At 66.0% G+C, this 12,828-nt stretch carries 12 protein-coding genes; 8 read left to right on the top strand and 4 right to left on the bottom strand.

Features of this window, described 5'->3' with window-relative positions:
- Positions 1-167: 167 nt before the first annotated feature.
- Both ACHQ4I_RS33080 and ACHQ4I_RS33075 read right to left on the bottom strand, forming a co-directional pair.
- On the bottom strand, positions 168-947 hold the full coding sequence (locus tag ACHQ4I_RS33080) for a glucose 1-dehydrogenase (protein ID WP_420775810.1): 780 nt from the start codon (positions 945-947) through the stop codon (positions 168-170).
- Positions 948-1,106: 159 nt separating this feature from the next.
- A complete protein-coding gene (locus ACHQ4I_RS33075; RefSeq protein ID WP_420775809.1) occupies positions 1,107-1,973 on the bottom strand; it encodes a class II glutamine amidotransferase in 867 nt (288 codons plus the stop codon).
- Positions 1,974-2,206: 233 nt separating this feature from the next.
- Between ACHQ4I_RS33075 and ACHQ4I_RS33070 the strand changes: the two genes are divergently transcribed.
- The 7 genes from ACHQ4I_RS33070 (at position 2,207) to crcB (ending at position 9,712) form a co-directional block, all read left to right on the top strand.
- Positions 2,207-2,680 carry a hypothetical protein gene (locus ACHQ4I_RS33070; protein WP_420775808.1) on the top strand — a complete coding sequence of 158 codons (474 nt, stop codon included), beginning with the start codon at positions 2,207-2,209 and terminating at the stop codon, positions 2,678-2,680.
- 125 nt (positions 2,681-2,805) lie between these two features.
- Complete coding sequence (locus ACHQ4I_RS33065; protein ID WP_420775807.1) at positions 2,806-3,705, top strand: serine/threonine-protein kinase; 900 nt, start codon at positions 2,806-2,808, stop codon at positions 3,703-3,705.
- A gap of 67 nt (positions 3,706-3,772) precedes the next feature.
- On the top strand, positions 3,773-4,462 hold the full coding sequence (locus tag ACHQ4I_RS33060) for a DUF899 domain-containing protein (protein ID WP_420775806.1): 690 nt from the start codon (positions 3,773-3,775) through the stop codon (positions 4,460-4,462).
- A gap of 456 nt (positions 4,463-4,918) precedes the next feature.
- Positions 4,919-7,954, top strand: coding sequence for an alpha-mannosidase (locus ACHQ4I_RS33055; protein WP_420775805.1), 3,036 nt, complete (start codon positions 4,919-4,921; stop codon positions 7,952-7,954).
- 169 nt (positions 7,955-8,123) lie between these two features.
- Positions 8,124-8,636, top strand: coding sequence for a DUF190 domain-containing protein (locus ACHQ4I_RS33050; protein ID WP_420775804.1), 513 nt, complete (start codon positions 8,124-8,126; stop codon positions 8,634-8,636).
- Positions 8,637-8,825: 189 nt separating this feature from the next.
- Positions 8,826-9,347 carry a fluoride efflux transporter FluC gene (locus ACHQ4I_RS33045; RefSeq protein WP_420775803.1) on the top strand — a complete coding sequence of 174 codons (522 nt, stop codon included), beginning with the start codon at positions 8,826-8,828 and terminating at the stop codon, positions 9,345-9,347.
- Complete coding sequence (gene crcB / locus ACHQ4I_RS33040) at positions 9,344-9,712, top strand: fluoride efflux transporter CrcB (RefSeq protein ID WP_420775802.1); 369 nt, start codon at positions 9,344-9,346, stop codon at positions 9,710-9,712. Before ACHQ4I_RS33045 ends, crcB begins: the two co-directional genes overlap by 4 nt.
- A gap of 93 nt (positions 9,713-9,805) precedes the next feature.
- On the opposite strand, the gene ACHQ4I_RS33035 is transcribed toward crcB, so the two are convergent.
- Together ACHQ4I_RS33035 and ACHQ4I_RS33030 are read right to left on the bottom strand one after the other, a co-directional pair.
- Positions 9,806-10,648, bottom strand: a complete 843-nt coding sequence (locus ACHQ4I_RS33035) for a hypothetical protein (protein ID WP_420775801.1) — start codon at positions 10,646-10,648, stop codon at positions 9,806-9,808.
- Positions 10,645-11,307 carry a hypothetical protein gene (locus tag ACHQ4I_RS33030; protein WP_420775800.1) on the bottom strand — a complete coding sequence of 221 codons (663 nt, stop codon included), beginning with the start codon at positions 11,305-11,307 and terminating at the stop codon, positions 10,645-10,647. Before ACHQ4I_RS33030 ends, ACHQ4I_RS33035 begins: the two co-directional genes overlap by 4 nt.
- Positions 11,308-11,555: 248 nt before the next feature.
- On the opposite strand from ACHQ4I_RS33030, the gene ACHQ4I_RS33025 reads away from it, so the two are divergent.
- Positions 11,556-12,812: a cytochrome P450 gene (locus ACHQ4I_RS33025; protein ID WP_420775799.1), complete on the top strand. Its 1,257-nt coding sequence runs from the start codon at positions 11,556-11,558 to the stop codon at positions 12,810-12,812.
- Positions 12,813-12,828 lie beyond the last annotated feature (16 nt).

Genomic DNA, 12,828 nt, shown 5'->3' with positions numbered 1-12,828 from the left:
GCGAGCTGTATCGCGCCTTGCTCCCGGGAGGTCCCGTCGAACGGTCGTCACCCACGCCGCATTCGGCCGCCCTATCACTACGCTCGGCGAGTAGCCGGAGTGGGTTGCGCAGCGATCTATGTGGACGGGGCACTAGCTGGAGTTGGACACGCGTCGCCGAAGGGGATCTAGGTGCAGCCGGTGATTCCGCCGTCGAGGGGGATGACGGTGCCGGTGAGGAAGCTGCCCGCGCGAGAGGTGAGGAAGGTGACCAGTCCGGCGATATCGTCGGGCCTGCCGATGCGGCCCAGGGGGATCGTCTGGGCGATGTGCATGCGGGCGGCGTCCGTGTCGAGCAGGAAGGCGGTCATCTTGCTCTCGAACGGGCCGGGGGCGATGGCGTTGACGGTAATCGCTTCGGCGGCAAGGCGTTTGGCAAGGTGGCGGGTGAGCATGTGTACGGCGGCCTTGCTCGCGCCGTAGCTGTAGTTGTCCATACCGGACGGTCGGATTCCGTCCACCGAGCCGATATTGACGACACGGGCCGGGTCGTCCGGTTCGGCGGCGGCGCGCAGCAGCGGCAGCAGGGCGACGGTCAGGTGGAAGACGCCTTCGACGTTGGTGTGTATCACCCGATCCCATGCGGCGGGCGGGAATTCATCCAGCGGTGCGCCCCAGGTGGCGCCCGCGTTATTCACCAGGATGTCCAGCCGGTCGAACCGGGCGGCGACCTCGTCGGCCAGGGCGTGCGCTCCCGCCGGGGCGGACAGGTCGGCCGTGACCGCCACACAGTCACCATGGGTGGCCAATTCGCTTGCCGCCGCAGTGATATCGGCGCTCTTGCGGGAGGCGATGATCACCCGCGCGCCCGCGGTGAGCAGGCCGCGCGCGATCATGAATCCGATGCCGCGGGACCCGCCTGTCACCAGTGCGGTCTTTCCCTCGATGTCGAACAGTCCCTTGGTCATTCAAGTCCACCTGTCGGATCGGTCTGTGCCGCTGGTGTTTTCAGCGATCGACGAGAGCCGCGCGCATTTAGTCGGCAGTGTATCCCCGGTATGCCGCCGTCTGCAGGGGGCAATCGCTGCCACCCGAGAGGATTCTGTCCGCTCCGCGGCCGGGCGCGGTCATCGCCCCGACTGCGCCGCCGCCGCGCGGCTATCGAGCTGGGCCAGCGACAGTGGATGGCGCGGCGCGGAATCCAGGACCGTGCTCGATCGGACGCGCAGATGGTCGTCGACGTGCAGTAGCTCGCCCGGTGCCAGTGCCCGCCAGCGCGGGTCCTCGTCGATGCGCTCGCTGGCCACGACGACCGCGGGGTATTCGCGCAGGTGTCCACTGCGTGCTCGGATTCCCGCCCGCCCGGCCTGGTCCAGATGCCGATCGCCCCGCGGGCCGCCTGCCGTGCGTTCGAGCACGAAAAGGCTGTGCGTCTCGGGGTATCGGAGCGCCCACAGGTTCGTTGCCGTGGTGAGCACCAGATTGAGGGCGTAGACCGGCAGCCGGTCCGCGATCCACCCGACCGCGTCGGTGATGCCGGCGGTGACGTCGCCGCCGTGCCGATCGGTGCGCTGGGTGATCAGGGCGAAGAACCGTTCGGAATCGGTATCGCCGTGCACCAGATCGAGGTAGTCGCCGAGTTCGGAATCCAATTCGTCGAGGCCGTGCAGCACCCCGTTGTGCGCGAACAGGCGACCACGCTGTTCGAACGGGTGGGTGTTGAGAGGTTGCAGGCCACCTGTGGTGGCGTAGCGAATGTGCGCGACGAACGTCATCGATTCTCGTTCCCGCGCCTCCCGGGCGAATTGGACGTCCTCGTATGCGGCGATCGGCTGCTTCTCCACCAGCGGGACCCCGTTGGCGGCGAAGGTGCCAAGGCCGACGCCGTCGGGTTCACGTCGGCTCTGTATCGACAGACTGTCCGGCGCGTCCAGCAACCAGAACGTGGCCCGCACGCGCTGCGGTGCGGCCGACAAACCGAACAAGCGACACATGGGACTCCTGCCTGGGCGTTGTCCGCGTGTGATGAGTGTCCTGCGATTACGGCATTACCGGACTCGTTCCCGATGCACAACCCGAATCGCTGCGGGAGCTCATGTCGAGACGCATCTGTGGCAGTCGTGCGCGGTCCTGCTGACCGCCGGGTGCGCCGGTGATGGCAGTGGGGGGTGTGATCCCCACCCATGGGTCGGTTCCGCGCAATGGCTGCGGAGTCGAATCTATTTGCATGGTTCTTGTCATGATCGTCACGCTGACCGTCTGCGCCGGCATCGCCCTCGCCTCGGGCTTGATGGCCCGCAGATACCTGCGTCCCGTGCGGGAATTCGAGGCGGCCGACATCAAGGCGAGTCGCGAAATATCGCATGCCATGACGATCGGCGAGCTCCCCGCCGGCGCCGAGGCCGCGGACTGGGCCGCCCGGCTCGCACAGGGCGAGCTGGCCGCGCGGCGGCAGCGCCGCTTCCACGCGGTACTCGTAGCGTTCTGGTTCGCGCTGCTCATCGAAACAGTGGTCACCGACTTGCATCCGACAAACGTGCGCCTGTATCTGCTGGTCGTCGTCATTGCGACGCACACCCTGGCGCTGTACACCGCGCACCGCCGCATCCGCGGCGTGGAACGCCTCGGTCGCAGGCTGGGAGACGATATTTCGACTCGTCCGGATCGAGCGACCAGCTCTGCGCGCTCGGTCCAGTTCTGAACCGCGTGGTGCGCTACCCGGCATGGTTTCCCAGCAGCGAGAGGTAGCGCTGCCGATGCCGGAGGGCGGCGAACTACGGTGAGGCGGTGGTACTAGAGCCTGATGACCAGTTTGCTGGATTCGTTGTGCGGGCCCGGCTTGGTCATGGCGGTAGCAGCGATGTGTATCTGGCCGAGGATCGGGAACGGTCGCGGCTGGTATCGCTGAAGATTCTGGGGCCCGAGGACAGCAGGTCACCCGAGGCGCGTGCGCGATTTGTGCACGAGTTCGACATCTTGTCCGCGCTGCGGCATCCCAATGTTGTGCGGATGTACACACACGGTGAAACCGACGGCAGGCTGTGGTCGGCGCACGAGTACGTGGCGGGCACAACAGGTTCGGCATTGGTGCCGATGCCGCACCGGCGTCCGGACCTGCCGAGGGTGCTGCATGTGCTGGCCGGTGTCGCGGCGGCGTTGGATTTCGTGCACGCCAGCGACGTGGTTCATCTCGACGTCAAACCGGCGAACCTGCTGGTCGGTGCGGACGAGTCCGCGACGATGAAACTCTCGGACTTCGATCAGGCCCGGTGGCTGCACCGGCCCGAACCGCCGCTGGCCACCAACGGTTTCGTCGTCGTATCGGTGCCGTATGCCGCGCCGGAACTGCTGCATGCGGGCGCGGTGTCACCGGCGACGGACCAGTACGCGCTGGCCTGCACGGCTATCGAACTGCTCACCGGCCGCCCGCCGTTCCCGCACCCGAACCTCATGGCCACCGCGGACGCGCAACTGCACGATTCGCCCCCGGAAATCTCCGCGCGCCAACATTGGATCCCGCCCGAGGCGGACGCGATCCTGCACCGTTCGCTGGCGAAAGATCCGAGCGCCCGCTACGGCTCGTGCACCGAACCGATCAGCCTGCTCACCGAGGCACTCAACGACATCGATCCCCACGCGCACACGCCCTTGCGCAACCGTCTGAACTCGGCAACTCATCTGCTGCGCACCACGTTGAGACGCAACGGCGTGCCCGACCACCGATGAATTCGACGACCGGACAGCGTCTACACCGGCAGACCGCAAGTTGTGAACATGACCAGTGAGGAACCTCATGCGCACTGATGCACTGCCACCCGTCGTGGACGCCGAGACCTGGCATCGTCAACTAGAAGAGCTGCGTGTTCGGGAGAAGGCCGCGACCCGCGAACTCGATGCGATCGCCGCCCAGCGCCGGCGCCTGCCGATGGTCGAGATGCCCGACTACACCCTCGAGGGCGAGGACGGACCGGTCCGGCTGGTGGACCTGTTCGGCGGTATGTCACAGCTGATCGTCTACAACCACATGTGGTTTCCCGGTGAGCGGTGGCAGTGCGGGGGTTGCACCGGATTCACCTCGCAATTCACCCGGTTGGAGTTCCTGGACAACTACGATGCCAGGTTCGTCATCGTCACCCAGGGGCCGATCGACGAGGCACTCGCGTACAAACGGCGGGTCGGGAACAAAATGGACTGGTATTCCACGGCGAACAGTCCTTTCGGCGCCGATGTCGGCGCTGCGCCCGGCGCAGGGTTCGCGGTCAACGTATTCCTGCGCGACGGTGACACCGTCTACCGCACCTGGCACACCAACGGCCGTGGCACCGAGCAGCTGACTCACACCTTCGCGCTGATCGACCTGTTGCCTTACGGGCGGCAGGAGCAGTGGCAGGACTCGCCCGAGGGGTGGCCGCAGGACCCCACCTACAGCCGATGGAGCGGCTCCGAAGAAATCGCCGCACGCTACGGCGACCCGGATGCGTGAGGGCCCTACCCCGTCGCAGTAGCCGACGTGGGAGTTCGTGTGTGCGGGATCCGGCGCGGCAATGACGGCAGCCCGTCGCGACGGGCCCGCTCGAGTCCGACCCGCGTCACCGCGCCGACGACCGTCCGCCATACGAACCGGGACCGTGTAGCTCAACCGGTGTGCGGTGCGTATCGCAGTGCGGCGCACAGCGTCGAGTTCGTCGGTCACGTCGGGCGACGCTACGGCCGAACGCCGCCGCGCGCGTCGTGCCGCGAGCGGATATCGCTGCCCGCCCACGGGATGATGTCCTGTGCCGCATGCGATTCCGATGAATTCGATCCGGTCCGTGTCCGAGGCCGAGCGTTGCGCGGGTGTGCCTGATGGCGGGGCCGCTTTTCCGCAGAGAATTCATCGCGTTGTCGGAGAATGGGGTGGTTCGTTGATCACTCCTCCGGTCCGATGGGAGCCAGCGCTGTGCACGATGACCGTCGGTTGATCGAAAATCGCCTCGGGCGGGTCCTTACCGAGCGGATCGCTCCGGCGATCTATCCGGATTCGGTGCCGCTGCGGGCGTCCATTTGGGTCGCGCCGGATGAGCCGGTGCCGGTCGCCGAGGGCTTGGCCGCGCCACGGACGCCTATCCGATCCGGCGCCGCGTGGGGTGCGCCGTGGGGGACCAGTTGGCTAACGGTCGAGGGGACGGTTCCGGCCGAGTGGGCGGGCAGAACCGTCGAGGCGATCATCGACCTCGGTTTCGACCAGAACATGACGGGTTTCCAGTGCGAGGGCCTGATTTATCGGTCGGACGGATCGCCGGTCAAGGGGCTGCACCCGCGCAACCAGTGGGTGCGGGTGGCGTCCCCGGCGGTAGGTGGCGAGCAGGTGGTGCTGCATGTCGAGGCGGCTTCGAACCCGATCATCCCCTTCTTCCCGCCGACCGCGCTCGGCGACAAGTCCACCGCGGGCGACCAGCCGCAATACCGGCTGGGGCGGCTGGATCTCGCGGTTTTCGACGAGGAGGTCTGGCAGCTGGTGCTGGATCTGGAAGTGCTCGGCGAGCTGATGCACGAGATGCCCGAGGATCCCGCTCGCCGCTACGACATCGTGCGCGCGATCGAACGCGCGCTCGACGCCGTCGATCTGCAGAACGTGAACGCCACCGCCGCGGCGGCGCGCGCGTGCTTGGCCGATGTGCTGGCCCAGCCGGCGATACCGTCCGCGCATACGATCTGCGCGGTCGGGCATGCGCATATCGACACCGCATGGCTGTGGCCGCTGCGTGAGGCCGTGCGCAAGGTCGCGCGCACCACCGCGAATATGACCGCACTGCTGGCCGAGGAGCCCGAGTTCATCTACGCGATGTCGCAAGCCGCGCAATACGACTTCATCAAGCGGTACCGCCCCGAGGTCTACGAGCGGGTCGAGCGGGCGGTGGCGCAGGGACGGTTCGTGCCGACCGGTGGCATGTGGGTCGAGTCGGATACGAATATGCCGGGCTCCGAGGCGATGGCGCGGCAGTTCGTGCACGGCAAGCGGTTCTTCCTGACGGAGTTCGGTATCGAGAACCAGGAGGCGTGGCTGCCCGACACCTTCGGTTTCGCCGCCGGGCTGCCCCAGATCATCAAGGCCGCCGGGTCCAAATGGCTACTGACACAAAAGATCTCCTGGAGCCAGCACAACCAGTTCCCACACCACAGCTTCCTGTGGGAGGGCATCGATGGAACCCGGATCTTCACCCACTTCCCGCCGGTCGATACCTACAACTGCGCCATGCAAGGCCGCGAGATCGCCCACGCCGCAAGGAACTTCAAGGAAAAGGGCCGCGCCTCGATGTCACTGGCACCGACCGGCTGGGGCGACGGCGGCGGCGGGACGACGCGGGAGATGGTCGCGAAGGCGGCCCGGATGCGAAACCTCGAGGGCTCGCCGAAGGTGTTGTGGGATAAGCCCGCCGACTTCTTCGCCAAGGCCGAGGCGGAGTACGAGAACCCACCGGTGTGGGTTGGGGAGCTGTATCTGGAGTTGCATCGCGGCACGCTGACCAGTCAGGCGAAGACCAAGCAGGGCAACCGGCGCAGCGAGCACCTGCTGCGGGAAGCCGAGCTGTGGGCCGCAACGGCGGCGGTGCGAAAGAACCTCGAGTACCCGTACGCGGCACTGGATCGAATCTGGAAGACGGTGTTACTGCACCAATTTCACGACATCTTGCCGGGATCGTCGATCGCGTGGGTGCATCGGGAGGCGGAGCAGACCTACCGGGCGGTGGCCGAGGAGTTGGCGACAATCATCGAGCGGGCGCAATGGGTGCTCGGCGGTGCGAGGGTGGGACCGAATATCTTCAACTCCGCACCGCACACCTGGCGATCGGTTCCGGCCGGTGCCGCGGCTCCGGTGGCGCAGCCGGAGCGGCCATGCTCGGTGGTCGAGCGCGCCGGAGGCGGATTCATCCTGGACAACAGTCTGTTGCGGGTCGAAGTGGACGCGCGCGGGCTCGTCGTGTCGGTGTTCGATCTCGAGCATCAGCGCGAGACACTGCCGCCTGATTCGGCCGCGAACCTGCTGCAGCTGCACCCGGATCACCCCAACGCCTGGGACGCCTGGGACGTCGACCTCTTCTACCGAAACCGGGTCGTCGACCTTGTCGAGGCGGATTTCGTTGTGGCAGAGGGAGATTCGATAGACACAGCCGTGGTGCGCGTCGGTCGAACGTTCGGGGCCTCCAAAGTCGAGCAGTCCTTGGTGCTGCGCGCGGGCGCGCGCGGCCTGGACATCGACACCAGTGTCGACTGGTACGAGACCGAGAAATTCCTCAAACTCGCCTTCCCCCTGGACATCCACACCGACCGCTATGCCGCCGAGACCCAGTTCGGACACCTGTTCCGACCTACCCACAGCAACACCGGTTGGGAGTACGCGAAGTTCGAGGCCTGCAACCACCGGTTCGTGCACTTCGCCGAGCCGGGCTGGGGCGTGGCGCTCGTCAACGACTCCACCTACGGTCACGACGTCACCCGTGCGGTCCGTGCCGATGGCGGAACGACCACCACACTGCGGTTTTCGCTGTTGCGGGCGCCGCGATTTCCCGATCCGGACACCGACCACGGTGCACATCACTTCCGGCACGCGCTGGTCCCCGGTGCTTCGATCGGGGACGCGGTGTGTGCGGGTTACCGCATCAACCTCATGCCGTCGACGTCGGGTGTCGCCGAAGCCGTTGCGCCGCTGTTCATCATCGACAACGACGCCGTGGTGACCAGCGCCGTCAAACTCGCGGACGACGGAAGCGGCGATGTGGTGCTGCGAGTGTACGAGGCACACGGAGGTCGGGCCTCGGCGCTGGTGGCCGCCGAGTTCGCGGTCGCCGGGTTCGAGGTCTGCGATCTGCTGGAGCGTCCGCTGCCCGGGGACACCGCCGCGATCGCTGAGGACGCGGGAGTTCGCTTGCGGCTGCGGCCTTTCCAGCTCGTCACCCTCCGGTTCGCTCGGTCCCCGGAATCCACTGCGGGGTGAACGGAAGTCCGGTCCACCGGACCTGCGGGATGGTCGGAAGTTCGTGATGAAGCTGCCTTGGGTGGCGCTGTAGTGCTCGACGGCCGCGAAGAACAGCTCTTGTTTGCCGCCGAAGGCCGCATAGGGGCTCGGCGCGTCGATTGGTGAGCGATGTGCCTTCGTAGCGTGGTTGCAGAAGACGTACATCGCTTGGTCCCGTGCCGACGGTGAGCCGATCCCGCGCCACGCCATCGACCTGGACCGATGCGGCGTTCGGCGGTTCGCACGCACCGAATCGGATGTCGAGGGCGCACACTGGAGGGGTGCCGATTCAGGGAAAGAGCTGAGCCGCATGCGGCTGGCGGGTAAAGCGCTGCGGGTGACGATCTTCATCGGTGACAGTGACCAGTGGCATCACAAACCGCTGTCGCACGAGATCGTGCATCGCGCCCATCGGGCGGGGCTGGCGGGCGCCTCGGTGTTCCATGGTGTGGAGGGGTTCGGGGCGGCCTCGCGGATCCATACCAGCCGGATTCTGTCGTTGTCGGAGGATCTGCCGGTGGCGATCATCATTGTCGACGACGAACAACGCATCCGGGACTTTCTGCCGCAACTCGATGAGCTCGTCGGCGAGGGCATGATCATCATCGACGAGGTCGAGGTCATCCGTTATGTCGCGGGCGAGCAGCAGGTCGCGCGGTAGAACCGCTGGTGATCCCGCACACATTCCCCGGCGGTAGGCGCGGGACCAGTGTCTCGATGGCTAATCTATAGCGGATGCGGCGGTGGGGCTCGCCGCTTCCGGACCAGTCCGGAACAACCGCGGAACCGATCGCCAACAGTCCCTACCCGGCCAGCACCCCGTGTGGGGTGGTTCGAGTAGGAGACGTGTGTGACCGGTGAGCTGCGGACAACCGACGAACCGGCATTCGCCGAGCCGGTCGATTCCGATATCGACCTGCACGCGGCAGGACAACGCCGCGAACTTCTGCGCACCCATGGCGCGGTCCTGGTCGTTATCGCCGCTGGCGGTAGTCTCGGCGCCTTCGCCCGCTACGAACTCGCACGGCTCTTACCAACGCACCCCGCTGGCTTCCCCTGGGCAACCTTCATCACCAACGTGACCGGCTGCTTCCTTATCGGCATCCTGATGGTCGCCATCACCGACATCTGGGTCGCCCACCACCTGCTGCGCCCCTTTCTCGGCGTCGGCGTTCTCGGTGGGTTCACCACCTTCTCCACCTACCTGGGCGAAACTCGAAACCTATTGCAGCCCAACACCATTGGCATCGCGTTCGGGTACCTGGCCGGAACGCTGTTGTGCGCCTTGCTGGCGACGCTGACCGCGGTACGCCTCACCCGAGCCGCCTACGAATACCGAATCCGCCATCGACAGGAGGCGACCTCGGCATGACCGCCCTGTTCGTCATCCTCGGCGCGGCAGTCGGCGCACCCCTGCGCTATCTCACCGACCGCGCCGTGCAGACCCGCCACGACAGCCTATTCCCTTGGGGCACATTCACAGTCAACATCATCGGCTGCCTGCTCCTCGGCGCGCTCACCGGCGCCGGCACCGCCCTGCCGACCCCGCTGTTCGCGCTACTGGGCACCGGTCTCTGCGGTGCGCTCACCACCTACAGCACCTTCAGCTACGAAACCATCCGCCTGACCGAACAACGCGCCTATCTCTACGCCGCCCTCAACGTCACCGCCAGCGTCCTGACCGGCCTCGCGGCAACTCTGTTCGGCTACACCACCACCCACGCGCTGCTCGCCTGATCAGAGGATCCGGACCGCCGACCCCGCCGGGGCCGAGCACCACCGATGGCACGGCTCGGCTCCGGTAATGGCCGCCATGCAACGATCGGATTCTCAGTAGCCGAAGGACTGGAGGATCGGACCGCAGACATGCCATTCGTCGCCGCCGTCGTGCGCCTCGTGCCGTAGATGCGCGACGTACCACATGACGACGTCCTGCCCGTCCACGTTCTCGCCGTTGACGTGCTGCCACAGCTGGTCGTCGTTCGAGGTGCCGAGTGCCCCGCGAAGGTCTTCCGGTCCGTGGTAGAGGGTGATCGCCACGTCCATTCTGGAGAACCAGTCGCTGGCGCCGTCGAATGGTCCCTTATCGATCAGATAGCCCCGGTTGGTGCCCTTCTTCAACACCGCCCAGCGGTTGTCGCCGATATGGATGGTGGACAGTTCCACCGTTCGTGGGATCCAACCCGGACCGTAGCCCCAGTTCTGGCTGGTCAGCGCGTGCTGGAGGGCGAGATTATTCGCGAGTCCATCGATATCGAAATCGAAGCGCCAGTACACGTGATGCCGGTGGTTGGCGGGATGCTGGAGCCCCGCGCTGTACAACTGCGGCAGGATGATGCCGTCGCTGCGGAATATCCACCGGTTGAGCAAGCGATACCGGCCGATGGTGTGATAGCTCTCCACCACCAGGAATCGGAAATTCGGCGCGGGTGATCCCTCGTACACCGCGACCGGTCGCCGCATATTCCCCGCGCTCAACGCGTCCTTGTACGGACCGTCGCCGCTGTCGTATTGGACGCGGATCATCGGCAGACTCGCCTTGTGCAACACCTTTATTCCGCGATAGAAGACATCGCGGAAGGCGATGGCCTCACTATTGCCGTCGATGATTTCCCAATTGAATCTCCAGACCGGAGCTTCCGGGGGCCAACTCACCGTTCCTGATGCGCTCATGATCGTTCCCTCGGGACGAGGCCGGATTCGACGATCTCCTCGGCGCTGAGATCGACAATGGCGAAGGCGGTGGGCAGGCGCCGGTCGGCCGGTCCGAACCGCAGGTCCACCAGCCGATGGCCATACCGTGGGCTGCGGGAATCGACCTCCTCGACAATCAGACCCGCGCCGGTGTCGACATCAATTCCGTTGTCGGCCAGGAGACCGACCTGCCGGGCCAACTCGATCGCGCGCTGCTCCTCGGCCGCGGAGACCGGCGGCTGGGAGGTGGTGGAGGTGGTGACCGATACGACGTTGCGCTCGGTGGTGTCGGTGATGGCTTCGACGACCGTATCGTCGGAGTAGTTGTAGATCACGACGACCGAATGCTCGGAGTCGTCCGCCAGCGCCCGTGTCCCGACGCTGAGCACCGCATAGCGTTTGCCGTTCAGCAGTTCGCCGACATCCGTTGCGGCGAGGGCGATTTCGGGTGCCGCCGCGGCGGCGTCGTCGAAGGCTCGCATATCGTGTTCGTCGAACTGCACCGGAGTTTTCTCGATCTGCGGGAGGAATTCGCTCCAGTCCCGCGCGTCGGTGAACTTCGGGTCTATGACCGGCCCCAGGTTCATGATCTCCACTCGGCCTATTCCGGGTGGTGGCAGCGTGAATTCTTCGGACATATCCGCCCCTGTTTCTGAATAATTCTGATATCCGAGCCCGCCGAATTAGTATGCGCGGCCGCCGCTCCGGTTTCGCGAGTAAACGACTACTCGAAACCCCGCCCGCGCCCATCGGCCACTCCTGCGTATCGGAAGATCCGCGGATCAACTGGGCGGCGGCCCAGGGGTTTTCGCGTTCGATGTGCACGTGGTCGGGCGGGTGCTTAGGCTCACGGAGCTTGTATGTTCGATCACCTGGAGTCTTCTCGATGACGATGCCGTTACCAGCACACAGCCGATCCGGTCGCGCCCCACTCACCTCGCCGATCGATACGGATGGGCCGCGGGTTTCGCTGTATACGCCGGAGTTCGCGGCGGATCCGCACGGAGCGTATCGGGAGATGCGGGAGCGGTACGGGGCCTTGGTGCCGGTGGACTTGGCGCCGGGGGTGCCCGCGACATTGGTGGTGGGGTATTACACGGCGGTGCGGATTTTCAACGATCCGGACCATTTTCCGGCGGATCCGCGCACTTGGCAGAAGAGCGTGCCGGCCGACTGTCCGGTGTTGCCGATGATGCAGTGGCGGCCGAATGCCCTGCGCAATGCCGGTGACGAGCATGCCAGGTATCGGCAGACCAATACCGCCGGTCTGGACAAGGTCGATCAGTACGGCCTGCACGATACGGTGGCCAAGCTCGCGGTACCGCTGATCAATTCGTTCTGTGCCGACGGATCCGCGGATCTGGTGCGCCAGTACGCGTTTCCGCTCGCCTTCGCGGTTTTGAACGCCGTACTCGGCTGTCCGGCCGAGATCGCGCAGAAGGCCGCGACCGGAATGGCCGCGATCTTCGAGGGCGTCGACGCCGACCACGGGAACCAGCTGCTCGTCGGCGCGATGCTGGAGTTGACCCAGCTCAAGCGCGTCGAGCCTGGCGACGATGTCACCACGCGGATGCTGCGGCATCCGGCGGGGCTGAGCGATACCGAGATGGTGCACCAGCTGGGGACGCTGTACGGCGCGGGGATCGAGCCGCAGCAGAATCTGATCGTCAACACTCTGCTGTTGATCCTGACCGACGAGCGCTTCGGCGGCAGTGTGCTCGGCGGGACCCTGTCCACCAGGGACGCGCTCGACGAGGTGTTGTTCAACGATCCGCCGATGGCCAACTTCTGCATCAGTTTTCCGCGCCAGCCCATCCTGATCGATGACGTCTGGCTACCCGCGCACCAGCCGGTCGTCATCAGCATCGCCGCCTGCAATACCGATCCGGCGATCACCGCGAACCAATACGCGGGCAACCGCTCGCATCTGGCCTGGGGCGCCGGGCCGCATGTGTGCCCCGCCAGTTCGATGGCGTATCTGATCGCGCAGGACGCCATCGATCAACTGCTCGACGCGCTGCCCGAGATCCGCCTTGCGGTGCCGCCGGCCGAACTGGCCTGGCGACCGGGGCCGTTCCACCGGGCACTGGCCGCGCTACCAGTGGTCTTCCCTGAATCGCCGCCACTGCCGCAGGTGTCCTAGGACCGACGGTGCCTCC

It is taken from the genome of Nocardia nepalensis, assembly GCF_048910785.1.
Taxonomy (GTDB): domain Bacteria; phylum Actinomycetota; class Actinomycetes; order Mycobacteriales; family Mycobacteriaceae; genus Nocardia; species Nocardia nepalensis.
The sequence above is the reverse complement of the archived record's forward strand: the minus strand, read 5'-3'. Positions and strand labels throughout refer to the sequence as shown.